Below are 17573 nucleotides of genomic sequence, written 5' to 3' on the forward strand. Positions count from 1 at the left end.
TCAGGCGTTCCACGTCCACTCCGCGACCTCCGGCAGGTCGGTGCCGTGCTCGCGGATCCAGGCGTGGTGGCGGGTGCGCGCATCGGCCATCGACTGACGTACGGCGGCGGCGCGCACCGCGAGGCCCGGGACGCGGTCGATGACGTCCATGACCAGGCGGTAGCGGTCCAGGTCGTTGCGGACCACCATGTCGAACGGCGTGGTCGTGGTCCCGGACTCCTTGTAGCCGCGCACGTGCAGGTTCTGGTGGCCGTTGCGGCGGTACGCGAGGCGGTGGATCAGCCACGGATAGCCGTGATAGGCGAAGACCACCGGCTTGTCCTGGGTGAACAGCCCGTCGTACTCGAAGTCGCTCATCCCGTGCGGGTGTTCCTCGCGCGGGAGCAGCCGGGTCATGTCGACCACGTTGACGACGCGGACGGCGAGGTCCGGCAGGTGACGGCGCAGCAGTTGGGCCGCGGCCAGCACCTCCTGGGTGGGGACGTCCCCGGCGCAGGCGAGGACGACGTCCGGCTCGCCGCCGTTCTCCGTGCCCGCCCACTCCCAGGTTCCCGCTCCCCGGGCGCAGTGGGCGCGGGCGGCCTCCATGGAAAGCCAGTCGAAGCAGGGCTGCTTGCCCGCGACGACCACGTTGACGTAGTCGCGGCTGCGCAGCACGTGGTCGGCGACGGAGAGGAGGGTGTTGGCGTCCGGCGGCAGGTAGACCCGGACGACTTCGGGGCTCTTGTTGAGGACGTGGTCGACGAAGCCGGGGTCCTGGTGGGAGAAGCCGTTGTGGTCCTGGCGCCACACGTGCGAGGTCAGCAGGTAGTTGAGGGAGGCGATGGGGGCGCGCCAAGGCAGCTCGCGCGATGTCCTGAGCCATTTGATGTGCTGGTTGACCATCGAGTCGACGATGTGCACGAACGCCTCGTAGCAGGAGAACAGCCCGTGCCGGCCGGTCAGCAGATAGCCCTCCAGCCATCCCTGGCAGGTGTGTTCCGAGAGGATCTCCAGGACCCGGCCGTCGTGTTCGAGGTGTTCGTCGACCGGCAGGTACTCGGCCTGCCACGCCTTGCCGCTGACGTCGAAGACGGCCTGGAGCCGGTTGGAGGCGGTCTCGTCCGGTCCGACCAGCCGGAAGTCGCGGCGGTCGCCGGTGTCCTTCATCACCCGGGCGAGGAGGTCGCCGAGGATACGGGTCGGCTCGTGCAGCGTCGTGCCCGGCTTGTCCACGGGTACGGCGAAGTCGTCGAGCGGGGCGACGGGGAGGTCCCGCAGCAGGAGCCCGCCGTTGGCGTACCGCGTGGCGCCGAGGCGCCGGGCACCGTCGGGGAGGCAGGCGAGCACGTCGGCGACCGGGTGCCCCTCCGGGCCGAAGAGCTCCTCGGGCCGGTACGAACGCAGCCAGCTCTCCAGTTGCCGCAGGTGGTCGGGGTTCTCGCGGACGCCGGCCAGCGGGACCTGGTGGGCGCGCCAGGTCCCCTCGACGGGTACGCCGTCGACCTCGGCCGGGCCGGTCCAGCCCTTGGGCGTACGCAGGACGATCACCGGCCAGTGCACGCGCTCGGCGGCGCCCTCCTCGCGGGCGGCCCGCTGCGCCGAGGCGATCCGGTCCAGGGCGTCGTCGAGAGCGCGGGCCATGGCCCGGTGCACCTGGAGGGGGTCGTCGCCGCTCACATGGACGGGTTCGTGCCCGTACCCGCGCAGCAGCGCGTCGAGTTCCTCCTCCGGGAGGCGGGCCAGCACCGTCGGATTGGCGATCTTGTAGCCGTTGAGGTGGAGAATCGGGAGCACCGCGCCGTCGTGCACCGGGTCGAGGAACTTGTTGGAGTGCCAGGAGGCGGCCAGCGGTCCGGTCTCCGCCTCGCCGTCGCCGATCACACAGGCGACCAGCAGGTTGGGATGGTCGAAGGCGGCCCCGTACGCGTGGGAGAGCGAGTAGCCGAGCTCGCCGCCCTCATGGATGGAACCGGGCGTCTCGGGGGCGACGTGGCTGGGCACCCCTCCGGGGAAGGAGAACTGCCGGAACAGCCGCGCCATCCCCTCCCCGTCGCGCGGCACGTCCGGATAGGTCTCGCTGTAGCTGCCCTCCAGCCAGGCGTTGGCCAGCACGGAAGGGCCGCCGTGCCCGGGCCCCCACACGCACAGCGCGTCGAGCCCGCGCGCCTTGATCACCCGGTTGAGGTGGGTGTACACGAGGTTGAGACCGGGCGAGGTGCCCCAGTGGCCCAGCAGCCGGGGCTTGATGTGCTCGGGCTTCAGCGGCTCGGTGAGCAGCGGGTTGGCCAACAGGTAGATCTGGCCCGCCGCAAGGTAGTTCGCGGCGCGCCAGTGGGCGTCCAGGGTGCGCAGCTCGTCGTCGGAGAGTCCGGAAAGTACCGTGGCGTCCTGGGGTTCGACCTGGGTCATGAGCGGGGCTCCAGAAGTCGTCGGGACGGGTCATCGGCGGTGGAGGCGGCAGGCTGCGCCGACACGCTGGTCCACACCGCCATCGGCGAGGGCCCCGTACGTCGTGGAGGGCGACGACGAGCGCCGGGCACGCCTGAACACGATCGCGCACCTGCTGCCCTCCGTTCCCTGCGAGGAGACGGCGCCGCCGGTCCTGCGACTGCCGCCACGCACGGCCTCGACCGGCCACGCGAGCCCGCCGAGTACCCCGCGGGCCGGCGCCTCCGGCCACGCCGCGGCCTCTGTACGGGCCGTTCTCCACCTTCCCGGATTCCGGCGGCGTCCGCGAGGGGCCGATCGGGCAGGTTCCCCCACCGACCCCCTCACCCTACGTGATGACGTAATGACTCTCCGGGAGCGACTGCCGCTGCCCCGCGCGGACGCGGCGGCGGCGGGGCCACACTGGAAAGGACCACGGACAGGGAGGCCGTCCATGAGCAATCCGACCTCGATCACCACCGCGCTTCCGGTCGAGTACCGCGAACGCCTCATGAGCATCGCCCGCGAGATCAACTTCTCCGCGGGGGTGCGGCTCTTCAACGAGGGCGGTCACGCCGACCGGTTCTGGATCGTGCGCTCCGGCACCGTGACGCTCGACATGCACGTACCCGGCAGACGCCCGGCCGTGATCGGACAGCTCGGCTCCGGCGAGCTGGTGGGCTGGTCGTGGATGTTCCGCCCGTACGTGTGGCAGCTGGGCGCCGAGGCGATGACGCCGGTGCGCACGTACGAGTTCGACGCGGCGGCCGTACGGGCGATGATGGACGCCGACATCGCGCTCTCCGCCGCGGTCGGAGCATGGGTGGGCCGCGTGCTCGCCCACCGCCTGCACGCGGCCCGCATCCGGCTGCTCGATCTTTACGCGCCGCACGGCAGTGGCAGCGACAGCTTGCTGTGACCGCCCACCGCCCGGGCGACCGCGCCCGCGGCCCGGAATCCGGTCAGCGGACCACGTCGAACACGTTCTTCTGCAGTCCGTTGGCGTACGCCTCGTGCTCCACCAGCTTCAGCTTCTGCGCGTCCTTGTCGGTGGCGCTGAAGAGCCGCTTGCCCGCGCCGAGCAGGAGCGGGAAGACAAGCAGGTGGTAGCGGTCGATCAGGCCGGCGTCCGAGAGGCTGTGGTTGAGCGTGGCACTGCCGTGGATGATGATCGGGCCGCCGTCGGTCGCCTTCAGCGCGGCGACCTCGTCGACGGAGCGCAGGATCGTGGTCTCGCCCCAGTTGGACACCAGGTCGTCCTCGGTGAGCGTGGTGGAGACGACGTACTTCGGCATCACCTTGTAGTCCGCGAAGTCCTCCATGCCGGGCCACACCGCGCTGAAGGCCTCGTAGCTGGTGCGGCCCATCATCATCGCGGTGGCCTCCTTCTGCTCCTGCCCCTTGATCTCGAACGCCTCGGGCAGGAACTCGACGTTCTTGTAGGTCCACCCGGAGTTGCGGTAGCCGGGCTCGCCACCGGGCGCTTCCACGACGCCGTCGAGTGAGATGAAGGCCGTGCTGATCAGGGTGCGCATATGAGGTTCCTCGATGTTCGCGGTGTCTGCGGTGTCTGCGGTGTGTGGCCGTCTGATGCTGAACAGGTCAGGTCGTCACGCGCACGGACCGCACTCACGGTCCCGGCGCGCACCGGCCATGATCTCTGACTGCGTACTGCGGGGAAACTCATCGGCCGAGGTGTCTTCTTCCTTCCCTCCATCCGAGCACGGGGGTGCCGCCGCCCGGACCGATCCGTGCCGGGCGGCGGCTGAGCAACTGACGGGGCGATCTCTCAGCTGTAGGTGATGTCGGAGGCCGAGTAGCGGCAGTAGGTGCCGTCCGGGCCGCTGCCGAGCACCTTCGGCTCGGCCCCCGTGTTGTTGCCCTCGTAGCGCACGCACGGTTTGATCTTCTTGCCGCTGTCGCCGTGGACGCGGACACCGCGCAGGGTGGCGCTGTCCCCGTAGTTGCTGTTGATGCCGACCAGTGCCTTGCCGGGCGCGGTCGCGTCCACGTTGTCGACGACCACCTTGCGCCGGTACTGGGTGGAGCAGTTGCCGCAACTGCGCACGAGCTTGCCGAAGTCGACGACCTGGAACCCGCCGGTCACGGTGAGGGTGCCGGCGCCGTTGAACTGGAAGACCTTGTCGGAGGCCTTCCTCGCGCCGCCGCCCTCGACGCGGTAGACGGCCGAGGAGGACTTGCCCTTGAAGGTGGCGGCGTCCTCGCCGACGTCCTCCCACCACACGTTCTTGAGCGTGCAGGTGCCCAGGCAGTGGATGCCGTCGGCGGCGGGCGCGCCGATGACGACGTTGGACAGGACGGCACCGTCCTTGAGCTGGAACAACGGTGACTGGTTCTCGTTCTGGCCGCCGTCGCCGAGGTCACCGCTGCCGTAGAAGCGCTGCGTCTTCCCGTCGTACGCGCCGGAGACCTCGATGGTGGCCGGGACGGGCTTGCTCGTGGTGGGGGTCGGCCAGGCGGCCGTGGAGGTGGTTGCCGGAGTGGCCGCGTTCGCCGCTCCGGTGAAGGCGCCCGTGAGGATCGCGGTGGCCGCCAGGCCGAAGGCGGCGGCGCCCGCGCCGAGGACCGCCCGCCGGGGGCGCCGCGAGCCGGTCCGTGCTGGTGAAGTCATGTCCTGTCTCCTTCTGTTGCCGTGGCCCTTTGCCCTTGTCGTCGCCGTGCCCGCGGACCTCAGAGCCTTCCGGCCCCGGCTCCGGCGGTCACCGACGCGACGACGGACGAGGCGGGTTCGGCGGTGTACGCGTAGGGCGCGGTGGTGAAGGAACCCGTTCGGGAGACCTCCAGGGCGGCGCCGCCGAGGTCGTTGCCCCGGAGGTTGGCGTAGCCGTCGGTGCTGCTGTCCCGGTTGGTGGTCACCGCGACCTTCGTGGAGCGGAAGACGTTGTTCTCGACGAGCATCTGCGCGCCCATCCGGGAGTGGACGGCGGTGTCGGCGCCCTCGACGTAGTTGTCGTAGAAGTGCCCGGTGCCGAACCGCAGACTGGGGATGCGCGAGTTGACGTTGCTGAAGTGGTTGTGGTGGTACGTCACCCGCAGGTGCCCGGTGTCCTCGGAGGCGTTCTTGTCGCTGTGGCCGACGAGGGAGCCCTTGTAGTGGTTCTTGAAGGTGTTCCAGGAGACGGTGACGTAGTCGGAGGCGTGGGTGATGTCGACCAGTCCGTCGTAGTAGTCCTTGCCGTGGTCGCGGTCCGAGGAGAAGGTGTTGTGGTCGATCCATACCTTCGTCGACTTCTGCACGGTGATGGCGTCGGCCGGCGCCACGGGCTTGGTGATGTTGAGATTGCGGATGACGACGTTGGTCTCCTGCTTCACGCGCAGGCCGCCGCCGGTGAAGCCGGAGGCGGAACCGACGCCGAGGACCGTGGTGTTGGAGCCCACGTCGACCTGCCCGCTGAGCGGGATCAGACCGCTGACCTTGACGACCTTGGCGTTGTCGCCGGTGACGGCGGTCTTGAAGGCGGCGAGGGTGGACACGGTGACCGGTGCCGCCGCCCCACCGCCGGAGGTGCCCGCGCCGAAACCGACGGGGGTGGTCTCGGCGGCGGGTCCGGCAGGTGCCGTACCTACGGCGCCCGCGGACTGGGGCAGCCCGGCCAGTGCCGTGGCGGCGACGGCGGTCGCGGCCAGAAGAAGGGTGCGGGGACGCTGGTGGGGGGTGTGCGTGCGCATGCGGGTGAGTCCCTTCGGGTCGGGATGCGGGGGCCCGTCGATACGGGCGTGTGGGGGTGGAGCCCGACTGCTCAGCGGTGCACGGAGTTCCGTGTGCGTTCAGTGGATGGAACGTCGTTCGCATAGCTGATGCACTCTGATCGCGGCCACGTACGGCAACTGCCGTTCTCTTGCCGCGTCCGACGCGGACCGGCGACCGGGGTCACACTGATGAATGGAACGTAGAGGGAAAGCGCTTTCTCGTCAACGCCCCGGCGGGATCTCGTGCCGGTACGTCAGATCCGTTGACGCGCCGCGGAATCGGCTCTACTTTCGTCGCGTCGTACCTGATGCGTCATATATGAGACGCGATACGTGACAGTCGAGAGGCGCGCATGACCTCTGTGCCCACACCCATCCCCTCCCGGACCCAGTTCGTGCTGGAAGCCGTCAAACACCGCATCCTCACCGGGCAGTTGGCCCCCGGCCAGGCCCTCGTGGAGGTCGAGCTCGCCGCGCACTACGGAGTGTCCAAGACGCCCGTACGCGAGGCACTCAAGACGCTGGCCGGCACCGGGCTGGTCGTGATGAACCAGTACAAGGGCGTCACGGTGCGCATGGTGGACGCGGACATGGCGCGCGAGGTGTACGACGTACGCCTGCTCCTCGAACCGGAGGCGCTGCGCCGCACCGTCCGCGGCGCCGCGGACCTGCACACCGCCCGTGAGGCCCTGGAGCGCGCCGACACCGCGGCGGACACCGCCGAACGCTCCCTGGCCAACCGGGAGTTCCACCGCGCGCTGTATCTGCCGTGCGGCAACCCGCTGCTCGCACGGATGCTGGACGAGGTGCGCGACCAGGCCGCGCTGGTCTCCGCGGTCGCCTGGGCCGCCGACCCGTCCTGGGAGCAGGAGGCGGCGGAGCACCGGGAGATCCTGCGGCTCGCCCTGGCCGGCGACGCGGACGGCGCCTCCCGTGCCCTGCACGCCCACATCGCGTCCTTCGTCGAACGGGCCTTCCCGCGGGCCCAGGAAGAAGACCCGATATGACGACGCCGTACGCCTCCCTGCGCGGCGCCCTCGCCGATGTCGTGGCGATCCCCGTGACCCCGTTCGCCGAGGACGGCTCCGTCGATCACGACGCCCACCGCGCGCTGCTGCGCAGGCTCCTGGACGACGGAGTCAGGACGCTCACCCCGAACGGCAACACGGGGGAGTTCTACGCCCTCACCCCCCGCGAGCGCAGGACCGTGGTCGAGCTGACCGTCTCCGAGGCCGGTGGGCGGGCGGCGATCGTCGTCGGTGTGGGCCACGACGTGCCGACCGCCGTCGAGGCCGCCCGGCACGCCCGGGAGGCGGGCGCGGACATGCTGATGGTGCATCAGCCCGTGCACCCCTATGTCGCCGCCGCAGGCTGGGTCGACTACCACCGGGCCATCGCGGAAGCCGTCCCCGAGCTGGGGATCGTGCCGTACATCCGCAACGCGCGCCTGGCGGGCGAGCACATGGCGGCGCTGGGCGAGGCCTGTCCGAACGTGATCGGGGTGAAGTACGCGGTGCCGGACGCGGCGCGGTTCGCCGCCTTCGCCCGCGACGCCGGACTGGAGCGCTTCGTGTGGGTGGCCGGTCTGGCCGAGCCGTACGCACCCTCCTACTTCTCCGCCGGGGCGACCGGATTCACCTCCGGCCTGGTCAATGTCGCGCCCAAGATCTCCCTGACCATGCTCGAAGCACTGCGGTCGGGCGACTATCCGGCTGCCATGCGGGTGTGGGAGCAGATCCGCCGCTTCGAGGAGCTGCGTGCCGCCGACTCCTCGGCCAACAACGTGACCGTGGTCAAGGAGGCGCTGGCCGTGCTCGGTCTGTGCCACCGCCACGTGCGCTCCCCCAGCAGACCGCTGGACGCGGCCGGGCGCGCCGAGGTCGCCGCCATCGTCGAGGGATGGGGCGCGGTCGCGGGGTGGGGCGTATGAGTCCCGCCGCGTCCACGCCCTCCTCCGCCCCGCGGCCCAACCGCCGCGCCCCCGAGGAGCTGCGCAGCCACCAGTGGTACGGCACCGACGGCCTGCGCTCCTTCAGCCACCGCGCCCGCACCCGCCAGCTCGGCTATCTGCCCGAGGAGCACCTGGGCAAGCCGGTCATCGCGATCCTCAACACCTGGTCCGACATCAACCCCTGCCACGTCCACCTGCGCGATCGCGCACAGGCCGTCAAGCGCGGTGTGTGGCAGGCCGGGGGCTTCCCGCTCGAGTTCCCGGTGTCCACCCTGTCGGAGACCTTCCAGAAACCCACCCCGATGCTCTACCGCAACCTCCTCGCCATGGAGACCGAGGAACTGCTGCGCTCGTATCCGGTGGACGGGGCGGTGCTGATGGGCGGCTGCGACAAGTCCACGCCCGCGCTGCTGATGGGGGCGGTCTCCGTCGACCTGCCCGCGGTGTTCGTGCCCGCCGGGCCGATGCTGCCCGGACACTGGCGGGGCGAGGTCCTCGGCTCCGGTACGGACATGTGGAAGTACTGGGACGACAAGCGGGCCGGGCTGATCGGCGACTGCGAGCTGGCGGGCCTGGAGAACGGTCTGGCCCGCTCCCCCGGCCACTGCATGACGATGGGCACCGCCTCCACCCTCACCGCGGCGGCCGAGGCCCTGGGGGTGACGGTGCCCGGCGCCTCCTCCATTCCCGCCGTCGCCTCCGAGCACGACCGCATGGCCGCCGCCTCGGGGCTGCGGATCGTCCAACTGGTCCACGACGACCGGCGGTTGTCGGCGATCCTCACGGAGGACGCCTTCCTGGACGCGGTGACCACGGTCCTCGCGCTGGGCGGCTCCACCAACGCCGTGATCCATCTGATCGCGATGGCCCGGCGGGCGGGCGTCGGGCTGACCCTCGACGACTTCGACCGCATCGCGCGGACGGTTCCGGTGCTCGCCAACGTACGGCCCGGCGGCGACACCTACCTCATGGAGGACTTCCACTTCGCGGGCGGCCTGCCCGCGCTGCTCTCCCGGATCACCGACCTGCTCCACCTGGACCGTCCGACCGTCGCGTACGACACCCTGCGCGAGCAGCTCACCGCCGCCGAGGTCCACCACGACGACGTCATCAGGCCCCGCGGCAACCCCGTCGCGGCCGAGGGCGGGCTCGCGGTGCTGCGCGGCAACCTGTGTCCGGACGGCGCCGTCATCAAACACATCGCCTGCGAGCAGCGCCTGCTCAAGCACACCGGTCCGGCGGTCGTCTTCAACGACTACCGCGAGCTCCAGCGCACCATCAACGACCCGTCGCTCGGCATCACGGCCGACAGCGTCCTGGTGCTGCGCGGCGCGGGCCCCAAGGGCGGCCCCGGTATGCCCGAGTACGGCATGCTGCCGATCCCCGACCATCTGCTCAAGCAGGGAGTGCGGGACATGGTGCGGATCTCCGATGCCCGGATGAGCGGCACCTCGTACGGGGCGTGCGTCCTGCACATCGCGCCCGAGTCGTACGTGGGCGGCCCGCTCGCGCTCGTCCGCACCGGCGACCTCATCACCCTCGACGTCGCGGCCCGCAGCCTCCACCTCGACGTGACGGACGAGGAGCTGGCCCGTCGGCGGGCCGCGTGGACGCCGCCGCCCGCCCGGTTCGAGCGGGGCTACGGGGCCTTGTACACCGACCAGATCACGCAGGCCGACACCGGCTGCGACTTCGCCTTCCTCGCCCGGCCCGGCACGGTGCCGGATCCGTACGCCGGCTGAACCGGCCACCACCCTCACCCCAGTCCACCCCCCTCTCTTTTGTTCGCCATGTCGAACAACGTGCGGCAAGCGCTTTCCCGCACACGCCCGAACGGAGACCCGTCATGGCCCAAGCCGCCACCGCCGTGGCCAAGCCACCACCGAAGCGGTCCGGCGCCGCCCATCGCACCGGAGCCACCCCGCGTACCCTGCCCTACCTGCTCATCGCGCCGGCCGCTCTGCTGATGCTGGGCTTCATCGCCTATCCCGTGCTCAGCGTCTTCTACTACAGCCTGCAGAACTTCAACCCATCCAAACCGTGGCGCAACGGCTTCGCGGGATTCGACAACTTCACCAAGGCGTTCACCGACGACCCCGAGTTCTGGCACACCCTCGGGTTCAGCCTCCAGTGGGTCGTCGTCCAAGTGGTGCTGCAACTGCTGCTGGGCCTGGGACTCGCGCTGATCGTCAACCAGACGTTCGTGGGCCGCGCGCTCTCCCGCGCGCTCGTCTTCTCCCCGTGGGCGGTCTCCGGGGTGCTCACCTCGTCCATCTGGATGCTCATCTACAACTCCCAGACGGGCATCACCCGTTACCTCGCCGACGCGGGCGCCGGCACGTACGGCACGTCCTGGCTCTCCGACACGACCACCGTCTTCCCGGCCGTCGTCACCGCCGAACTGTGGCGCGGGGTGCCGTTCTTCGCGATCCTCATCCTCGCCGACCTCCAGTCCGTGTCGAAGGACCTGTACGAGGCCGCCGAGGTCGACGGCGCCGGGCGGCTGCGCCAGTTCTTCCACATCACCCTGCCGCATCTGAAGGACGCCATCATCCTGTCCACCCTGCTGCGGGCGGTGTGGGAGTTCAACAACGTGGACCTGCTCTACACCCTCACCGGCGGCGGTCCGGCGGGCGAGACCACCACGCTGCCGCTGCGCATCGCCTCGATCGCCGTCGACTCGCACGACTTCGGCTACGCCTCCGCACTGACCTCCATCGCCTTCGTCATCCTCCTGTTCTTCTCGATGGTCTATCTGCGGCTCAGCAAGTTCGGAGGGCAGGAGAAGTGATCACCGAGGAAGCCGGGACGCGGACCACCCCCATGACCCCGGCCCGTACGCCGGTCCACCCCCAGGACGCCGGGGCCGTGAAGCGCCGCGCCTGGGACGAGGTGCCCCGCTGGCAGATCTACCTTCCGCTGGGCCTGTACCTCCTGTTCACCCTCGTTCCCTTCTACTGGATGCTGCTCTTCGCGTTCCGGCCCACCGGCTCCACCTCGCTCGCGCCCTGGCCGCTGACGCTGGAGCACTTCGACAAGGTGTGGAACGAACGCAGCTTCGCGCTCTTCTTCAAGAACAGTCTGATCGTCGGCTTGGTGTCGATGCTGCTGACGACGGTCGTCGCGCTCGCCGGTGGCTATGCCCTCGCCCGCTTCGACTTCGCGGTCAAACGCGGGTTCATGCTGGCGCTGCTGTGCTCGCAGTTCATCCCGGGCGCGCTGATGCTGGTACCACTGTTCCAGATCTTCGCCGATCTGCGGATGATCAACTCGCTGGGCAGTGTCATCATCGCCGAAGCCGTCTTCCAGCTCCCCCTCTCGATGATCCTGATCAGCGGTTTCATCAAGAACGTGCCGTACTCGCTGGAAGAGGCGGCCTGGGTCGACGGCTGCGGTCGCTTCCGCGCCTTCTGCGCGGTGGTCCTTCCGCTGCTGCGTCCCGGTCTGATCGCCGTCGGCTCCTTCGCCTTCGTCCACAGCTGGAACCACTTCCTCTTCGCGCTGATGTTCCTCAGCAACCAGGACAAGCAGACGATCCCGGTCGGCCTCGCCACCTTGATGGGCGCCGACAGTGTGGACCTGGGCGCACTCGCCGCCGGCGGTGTCATCTCGGCCCTCCCCGTCGTCCTGGTCTTCGCCTTCATCCAGAAGTGGCTGGTCACCGGGTTCAGCGCCGGGGCGGTGAAGGGATGAGCCCCCTGCGCGAACCCGTCCCCGTCGTCCTCGCCGGTGCGCGCGGCCACGGAAGCAGGCACCTGGAGAACATCCGCCGCCTCGCCCGCCGCGGCCGGGTACGCCTCGCCGGGGTCTGCGAACTCACCCCCCTGACCCCCGCGGAGCTCGACGGCTTCGCCACCCCCGAGCAGTCCGGCGACTTCGCGGCCCTGCTCGCCTCCACCGGCGCCCGCGTCGCCCTCGTCAGCACCCCCATCCAGACCCACACCGACCTGGCCCTGATCGCCGCCGAGCACGGCACCCACCTGCTCCTGGAGAAACCGCCCGCCCCCTCGTACGCACAGTTCCAGCGGATCCGCGACGCCGTCACCACGGCCGGTACCGCCGCGCAGATCGGCTTCCAGTCGCTCGGCTCCCATGCCGTCGGCGCAATCCGCGACCTGATCGCGGACGGCACGATCGGCGACCTCCTCGGCATCGGCGCGGCGGGCGCCTGGGCGCGGGACGAGGCGTACTTCCGCCGTGCGCCCTGGGCCGGACACCGGCGGCTGCACGGTTGCGACGTCGTCGACGGCGTGCTGACCAACCCCCTGGCACACGCCGTCGCCACCGCGCTCGCCCTCGACGGCTCGACCCGCGCCGAGGACATCGCCGCGATCCGCACGGAGCTGTTCCGCGCCCATGACATCGAGGCCGACGACACCTCGTACGTGGACATCACCACCGTGGCGGGGCGGCACATCACCGTCGCCGCGACCCTGTGCGCCGAGCGTCCCGGTGAGCCGTACGTCGTCGCGCACGGCAGCCGGGGCCGCATCACCTTCTGGTACAAGCAGGACCGCGTCCTGGTGCAACGCGCGGGGCACGGGCCCGTGGAGTCGTTCCACGGGCGCACCGACCTCCTCGACAACCTCCTGGACCACCTGGAAGGCCGTGCCGCGCTCCTGGTGCCGCCGGAGTCGACGGCCGCCTTCATGAAGGTGGTCGAAGCGGTCCGTACGGCACCGGATCCGGCGCCGCTGCCGCCCGGGGCGTGGAGCCGCGCGACGGACGGGGCCGGAGCCGTACGCCGTGTCGTGCACGGCATCGACACGCTGGTCGCCGCCTCCGCCGACACGCTCAAGGGCTACAGCGCGCTCGGCGCGCCCTGGGCGGCCACGTCGGTCGCGTCACAGCGGGGTTGGCCGCAGGCCGGGAGCGGGGTGAGCGCGTCATGAAAGCCCGCACTTCCGCCGAGGCGGCCTCCTCCCCCGCGTCGGTGCCGCTGAGCGTTGCCGACCACACCGTCGCGCGCTACACCCTCCACGCGCAGGACGAGCGGCGTATGTCCCCGCGTCCGTTCCTCCACCCGGTCACCACCCTCGCGGGCACGCCCGTCACCGAGTACCGGCCCGCCGACCACCGGCACCATGCCGGTGTCTCGGTCGCCGTGCCGGACGTGGAGGGCCACAACTTCTGGGGCGGACGCACCTTCGTACGCGGTCGGGGACCCACCGAACTCGACAACCACGGCGTCCAGCGGCACGAGGGTTTCGCGGCGTGCCGCCCCGACGGTTTCGTGGCGGACCTGCGGTGGCGGGCAGGCGACCGCGATGTGCTGCGCGAGCGCCGCACGGTCTCCGTGGCCGGCCTGTCCCCCACCGCTTGGGCGCTGGACTTCACGTTCCGCCTGACCAACCCCACCCCCACCCCCCTCACCCTCGGCAGTCCGGCAACCAACGGCCGCCCCGGTGCCGCCTACGGAGGTTTCTTCTGGCGTGCCCCCAAGGCGCGGTCGGCTCCCGAGGTGTTCACGGCCGGTTCCACCGGCGAGGCCGCCGCACACGGCCGGTCCGCCGACTGGCTGGCGCTGGCGGGCGAGGGCTGGACACTCGTCTTCGCGGGCGGCACCGCCGAGACCCGGCGCGACCCCTGGTTCGTGCGCGCCACCGAGTATCCGGGCGTCGGGTCGTCCCTCGCGGCGTCGCGGCGGCTCGCCCTCGCGCCCGGGGCCTCGCTGGTACGCCGGGTGGTCACCGTCGTCGCGGACGGGCGGCTGCGTCCGGACGAGGCCCGGGCGCTGGTCACCAAGGCGGTGCGCGCATGACGTCGCCGCACACGACCTACCGCAACCCGGTCCTCGATGCCGACTGGTCGGACCCCGATGTCGTCCGCGTCAGCGACGACTTCTATCTGACCGCTTCCAGCTTCGGGCGCGCACCGGGACTGCCGCTGCTGCACTCGCGCGACCTGGTCCACTGGAGGCTGATCGGGCACGCCCTCGACCGGCTCGTACCGGAGGAGGCGTTCGCCGTGCCCCGCCACGACTGCGGGGTGTGGGCGCCGTCGATCCGTCACCACGACGGCCTCTTCTGGATCTTCTGGGGCGACCCGGACCACGGCATCCACCACGTCAACGCGCCCGACATCAGGGGCCCTTGGAGCCGGCCCCACCTCATCAAGGCGGGCAAGGGGCTCATCGACCCGTGTCCGCTGTGGGACGAGGACACCGGGGAGGCGTTCCTCGTGCACGCCTGGGCGAAGTCACGCTCCGGCATCAAGAACCGCCTCACCGGCCACCGGATGAGCCCCGACGGTGCCGAACTGCTCGACGACGGCGAGGTGCTGGTCGACGGCGACCGCCTCCCGGGCTGGTTCACCGTCGAAGGCCCGAAGGTGTACCGCCACGACGGCTGGTTCTGGATCTTCGCGCCCGCCGGGGGTGTGGAGAACGGCTGGCAGGGCGTCTTCCGCTCGCGTTCCTTCCTGGGCCCGTACGAGGAGCGAGTCGTCCTCGAACAGGGGGACACACCGGTGAACGGGCCGCACCAGGGCGGCTGGGTCCGCACCGCCTCCGGCGAGGACTGGTTCCTGCACTTCCAGCAACGCGGGGCCTACGGGCGGGTCGTCCACCTCCAGCCGATGCGCTGGGACGAGGGCGGCTGGCCGGTGCTCGGCGCCCGGGGCACCCCCGTCCTCACCCACGCACGGCCCGCCCTGCCCCCGCAGCCGCCGTCCGCACCCGCCACCGACGACCTGTTCCCCGGCGGCCGCTTCGGGCTCCAGTGGCAGTGGACCGCCAACCCCCGGCCAGGATGGGCCGTCAGCCACAGCCAGGACGGGCTCCGGCTCGCCTGTGTGCGCTCCCCCGACGTCCATGACCTGCGGCTGCTGCCGCACCTGCTCACCCAGCGCCTTCCGCTGTCCTGTCGCACGGTCGACGTGGACCTCCGGCTGGACGCCACCGGGCCGGGCTCACGGGCCGGGCTCGCTGTCGTCGGTGACGCCTACACCTGGATCGGTCTGGAGCGCGGCGCCGACGGTACGGCGTCCCTCGTCCACCGGTTCGCCGAGACCACGGCGAGCGGGCCGGAGCGCGATGCCGCGCCGCCGCGCCCGGCGCCGTCCGCCTCGGTCCGGCTGCGCGTCGAAGTCGGCGAGGGGGCGCGCTGCCGGCTGCTCGCGGACACCGGAGACGGGTTCCGGCCCTCGGGCCAGGTCTTCACCGCCACACCCTGGCGCTGGGTGGGCGCCCTCCTGGGGCTGTTCGCCGGGGCGCCCCCGGGCCGGGGGCCCACCGGCACGGCCCTGTTCACCCACTTCCGGATCAACGGCCGACCGCACGAGCACCACCGCCCCTGAATCCTCCGCAGCGTTCAGCAGAAATGAGCCGATCCATGGACATCAGCACCGGCCGCACCAGAGGCCGACACGCCACCACCGCCTTCGCCCTCGCCGCCGTCCTCGCCCTGACCGCCACCGCCTGCGGTGACGACGGCGGTGGCGCGGGAGGCGGCAAGGGCGAGGAGGGGACCGGAAAGGGCGAGATCACTTTCTGGGACAACAACACGGCTGTCCGCCGGGACATCTGGATGGAGATCATCAAGGACTTCGAGAAGAAGTACCCCGACATCAAGGTCAACTACGTCGGCATTCCCGCCGCGTCCGTCCAGTCCAAGTACGACACCGCCATCCAGGGCGGCGGCCTGCCCGACGTCGGCGGGGTCGGCGCCGCGATGCTCGCGGGGATCGTGGGGCAGAACGCCCTGGAGCCGGTGGGCGACCGCGTCACGGCGAGCACGGCCCTCAACGGCAAGCTGAACGCGGGCATGGTCGAGTCGGTGAAGGCGGCCGGCGGCAGGAAGGACCTGTACACCGTGCCCACCTCCGCCAGCAACGGCGTGCTGTACTACCGCACCGACCTGTTCAAGGAGGCAGGGCTGGAGGCGCCCACCACCTGGGCGAAGTTCTACGAGGCGGCGGCGAAGCTCACCGACAGCGGCAGGAACCAGTTCGGCTACACCATCCGCGGCGGCGCGGGCTCCATCGCCCAGGCGCTGGACGCGATGTACGGCCAGAGCGGCATCACCTCGTTCTGGGACGCCTCCGGCACGAAGACGACGGTCGACGACCCCAGGAACGTCCAGGCGCTGGAGAAGTACGCCGCCCTCTACAAGAAGGCCACGCCGTCGGCGGACGTGAACAACGACTTCACCAAGATGGTCGCCCAGTGGGACAGCGGCCGCATCGGCATGCTCAACCACAACCTCGGCTCCTACAAGGACCATGTGAAGGCGCTCGGCACCGACAAGTTCCGCGGACTGCCCAACCCGACGACGGACAGCGGCGCCCGCGTACAGGTCTCCAACCCCGTCGACGGGCTCGGCCTGTTCAAGGCGAGCAAGAACAAGAAGGCCGCCTGGACCTTCATCGAGTTCGCCGCGTCGCACGAGTCCAACAGCAAGTGGAACGAGTCGGCGGGCGCCATCCCCGCCAACACCGAGGCCGCCAAGGACCCCTGGGTCCAGAAGGCCGAGCCGACCCGGCTCGCCGCGGAGGCCCTCACCGGAGGGAGCACCACCATCGTGCAGCTGCCGTACTACCTGCCCGACTGGAACACCATCTCCAAGACGGCCAACGAGCCCGCCTTCCAGAAGGTCCTCCTCGGCAAGACGTCCGCGAAGGACTTCCTGGACTCCCTGGCCGACCAGCTCGACAAGGCGCAGGCCGAGTGGAAGAAGCAGAGCCAGTGACGGCCGCCGGACTCGGCCGCCGCGGTGTCCTCGCCGCCGCCGGGACGCTCGCCCTCGCGGCCGCGACCGGAACCGCCGCCCACGCGACCCCGGGAGCCACGCGCCGTATGCCGACCCTCCATATCGCCGGTGACTCCACGGCCGCCCAGAAGTACGCGGACGCGGCCCCCGAGACCGGCTGGGGCATGGCCCTGCCGTTCTTCCTGCACACGGGCCTGCGCGTCGCCAACCACGCCGTGAACGGCCGCAGTTCCAAGAGCTTCCTCGCCGAGGGCCGCCTCAGCGCGATCCTCAAGGTGATCCGGCCCGGCGACCTCCTGCTCGTCCAGTTCGGCCACAACGACGAGAAGCGCGACGACCCCACCCGCTACACGGAACCCTGGTCCACCTACCAGGATTGTCTGCGGAGTTACGTGGACGGGGCGCGAGCCCACGGGGCGCGGCCGGTGCTGCTGACCTCCGTGGAGCGCCGCAAGTTCGACGCAGAGGGCACCGCCCGCCCCACCCACGGCGACTATCCGGCCGCGATGCGGGCCCTCGCCCGGCAGACGGGCACCCCTCTCCTCGACATCCAGGCGCTGTCGCTTGCGCTGTGGCAGCGGCTGGGGGCGGAGGAGACGAAGAAGTACTTCAACTGGACCGCCACCGAGCAGGACAACACCCACTTCAACCCGCCGGGTGCGATCGCCGTGGCGCGTCTGGTGGCCCGGCGACTGCGCGATCAGCACCTGCTGGCGGCCGGTGACCTGCGCCGCCTGGACGACGCGATCCCCTCGTCGTGGATCACCTGGCCGACGGCCCCCTGACCCGTACCG

At 70.8% G+C, this 17573-nt stretch carries 15 protein-coding genes; 11 read left to right on the forward strand and 4 right to left on the reverse strand.

What is annotated here, in order from left to right:
* Window positions 1-2391 (reverse strand): phosphoketolase family protein, encoded by a 2391-nt coding sequence (locus tag ABZ404_RS10005; RefSeq protein WP_358830886.1) that lies wholly within the window; start codon window positions 2389-2391, stop codon window positions 1-3.
* Between the two features lie 472 nt (window positions 2392-2863).
* Here ABZ404_RS10005 and ABZ404_RS10010 point away from each other — a divergent pair, with 472 nt between their 5' ends.
* Window positions 2864-3328, forward strand: a complete 465-nt coding sequence (locus ABZ404_RS10010) for a cyclic nucleotide-binding domain-containing protein (RefSeq protein ID WP_358830887.1) — start codon at window positions 2864-2866, stop codon at window positions 3326-3328.
* A 43-nt stretch (window positions 3329-3371) separates the two neighbouring features.
* On the opposite strand, the gene ABZ404_RS10015 is transcribed toward ABZ404_RS10010, so the two are convergent.
* The 3 genes from ABZ404_RS10015 to ABZ404_RS10025 all read right to left on the reverse strand — a co-directional run bounded on the left by ABZ404_RS10015 (window position 3372) and on the right by ABZ404_RS10025 (window position 6099).
* On the reverse strand, window positions 3372-3944 hold the full coding sequence (locus tag ABZ404_RS10015) for a dihydrofolate reductase family protein (RefSeq protein WP_358830888.1): 573 nt from the start codon (window positions 3942-3944) through the stop codon (window positions 3372-3374).
* A gap of 254 nt (window positions 3945-4198) precedes the next feature.
* On the reverse strand, window positions 4199-5041 hold the full coding sequence (locus ABZ404_RS10020; protein WP_358830889.1) for a pectate lyase: 843 nt from the start codon (window positions 5039-5041) through the stop codon (window positions 4199-4201).
* Window positions 5042-5100: 59 nt separating this feature from the next.
* Window positions 5101-6099, reverse strand: coding sequence for a polysaccharide lyase family 1 protein (locus ABZ404_RS10025; RefSeq protein ID WP_358830890.1), 999 nt, complete (start codon window positions 6097-6099; stop codon window positions 5101-5103).
* Between the two features lie 374 nt (window positions 6100-6473).
* Here ABZ404_RS10025 and ABZ404_RS10030 point away from each other — a divergent pair, with 374 nt between their 5' ends.
* From ABZ404_RS10030 to ABZ404_RS10075, 10 genes are all read left to right on the forward strand, one after another.
* On the forward strand, window positions 6474-7127 hold the full coding sequence (locus ABZ404_RS10030) for a GntR family transcriptional regulator (protein ID WP_358830891.1): 654 nt from the start codon (window positions 6474-6476) through the stop codon (window positions 7125-7127).
* Entirely contained in the window at window positions 7124-8050 is a 927-nt protein-coding gene (locus ABZ404_RS10035) for a dihydrodipicolinate synthase family protein (RefSeq protein WP_358830892.1), read from the forward strand. Before ABZ404_RS10030 ends, ABZ404_RS10035 begins: the two co-directional genes overlap by 4 nt.
* The gene (araD, locus tag ABZ404_RS10040) at window positions 8047-9813 is read left to right on the forward strand and encodes an L-arabinonate dehydratase (protein ID WP_358830893.1); all 1767 of its coding nucleotides are present in this window, start codon (window positions 8047-8049) and stop codon (window positions 9811-9813) included. The genes ABZ404_RS10035 and araD overlap by 4 nt, the downstream gene beginning before the upstream one ends.
* A 104-nt stretch (window positions 9814-9917) precedes the next feature.
* Entirely contained in the window at window positions 9918-10862 is a 945-nt protein-coding gene (locus ABZ404_RS10045) for a sugar ABC transporter permease (protein ID WP_358830894.1), read from the forward strand.
* A gap of 32 nt (window positions 10863-10894) precedes the next feature.
* Window positions 10895-11764, forward strand: a complete 870-nt coding sequence (locus ABZ404_RS10050) for a carbohydrate ABC transporter permease (RefSeq protein WP_358830940.1) — start codon at window positions 10895-10897, stop codon at window positions 11762-11764.
* Window positions 11761-12963 (forward strand): Gfo/Idh/MocA family oxidoreductase, encoded by a 1203-nt coding sequence (locus ABZ404_RS10055; RefSeq protein WP_358830895.1) that lies wholly within the window; start codon window positions 11761-11763, stop codon window positions 12961-12963. Before ABZ404_RS10050 ends, ABZ404_RS10055 begins: the two co-directional genes overlap by 4 nt.
* The gene (locus ABZ404_RS10060) at window positions 12960-13832 is read left to right on the forward strand and encodes a PmoA family protein (protein ID WP_358830896.1); all 873 of its coding nucleotides are present in this window, start codon (window positions 12960-12962) and stop codon (window positions 13830-13832) included. The genes ABZ404_RS10055 and ABZ404_RS10060 overlap by 4 nt, the downstream gene beginning before the upstream one ends.
* The gene (locus tag ABZ404_RS10065) at window positions 13829-15367 is read left to right on the forward strand and encodes a family 43 glycosylhydrolase (protein WP_358830897.1); all 1539 of its coding nucleotides are present in this window, start codon (window positions 13829-13831) and stop codon (window positions 15365-15367) included. The genes ABZ404_RS10060 and ABZ404_RS10065 overlap by 4 nt, the downstream gene beginning before the upstream one ends.
* Before the next feature lie 35 nt (window positions 15368-15402).
* Entirely contained in the window at window positions 15403-16758 is a 1356-nt protein-coding gene (locus ABZ404_RS10070; protein ID WP_358830898.1) for a sugar ABC transporter substrate-binding protein, read from the forward strand.
* Window positions 16755-17564, forward strand: coding sequence for a rhamnogalacturonan acetylesterase (locus tag ABZ404_RS10075; RefSeq protein ID WP_358830899.1), 810 nt, complete (start codon window positions 16755-16757; stop codon window positions 17562-17564). Before ABZ404_RS10070 ends, ABZ404_RS10075 begins: the two co-directional genes overlap by 4 nt.
* The last annotated feature ends 9 nt before the right edge of the window (window positions 17565-17573 follow it).

The organism is Streptomyces sp. NPDC005878, from assembly GCF_040629815.1.
In the GTDB taxonomy this organism is placed as follows: Bacteria; Actinomycetota; Actinomycetes; order Streptomycetales; family Streptomycetaceae; genus Streptomyces.

Coding starts and splice junctions, on each gene's coding strand:
- ABZ404_RS10005 (WP_358830886.1), bottom strand. CDS start 2,391: ATGACCCAGGTCGAACCCCAGGACGCCACGGTACTTTCCGGACTCTCC.
- ABZ404_RS10010 (WP_358830887.1), top strand. CDS start 2,864: ATGAGCAATCCGACCTCGATCACCACCGCGCTTCCGGTCGAGTACCGC.
- ABZ404_RS10015 (WP_358830888.1), bottom strand. CDS start 3,944: ATGCGCACCCTGATCAGCACGGCCTTCATCTCACTCGACGGCGTCGTG.
- ABZ404_RS10020 (WP_358830889.1), bottom strand. CDS start 5,041: ATGACTTCACCAGCACGGACCGGCTCGCGGCGCCCCCGGCGGGCGGTC.
- ABZ404_RS10025 (WP_358830890.1), bottom strand. CDS start 6,099: ATGCGCACGCACACCCCCCACCAGCGTCCCCGCACCCTTCTTCTGGCC.
- ABZ404_RS10030 (WP_358830891.1), top strand. CDS start 6,474: ATGACCTCTGTGCCCACACCCATCCCCTCCCGGACCCAGTTCGTGCTG.
- ABZ404_RS10035 (WP_358830892.1), top strand. CDS start 7,124: ATGACGACGCCGTACGCCTCCCTGCGCGGCGCCCTCGCCGATGTCGTG.
- araD (WP_358830893.1), top strand. CDS start 8,047: ATGAGTCCCGCCGCGTCCACGCCCTCCTCCGCCCCGCGGCCCAACCGC.
- ABZ404_RS10045 (WP_358830894.1), top strand. CDS start 9,918: ATGGCCCAAGCCGCCACCGCCGTGGCCAAGCCACCACCGAAGCGGTCC.
- ABZ404_RS10050 (WP_358830940.1), top strand. CDS start 10,895: ATGACCCCGGCCCGTACGCCGGTCCACCCCCAGGACGCCGGGGCCGTG.
- ABZ404_RS10055 (WP_358830895.1), top strand. CDS start 11,761: ATGAGCCCCCTGCGCGAACCCGTCCCCGTCGTCCTCGCCGGTGCGCGC.
- ABZ404_RS10060 (WP_358830896.1), top strand. CDS start 12,960: ATGAAAGCCCGCACTTCCGCCGAGGCGGCCTCCTCCCCCGCGTCGGTG.
- ABZ404_RS10065 (WP_358830897.1), top strand. CDS start 13,829: ATGACGTCGCCGCACACGACCTACCGCAACCCGGTCCTCGATGCCGAC.
- ABZ404_RS10070 (WP_358830898.1), top strand. CDS start 15,403: ATGGACATCAGCACCGGCCGCACCAGAGGCCGACACGCCACCACCGCC.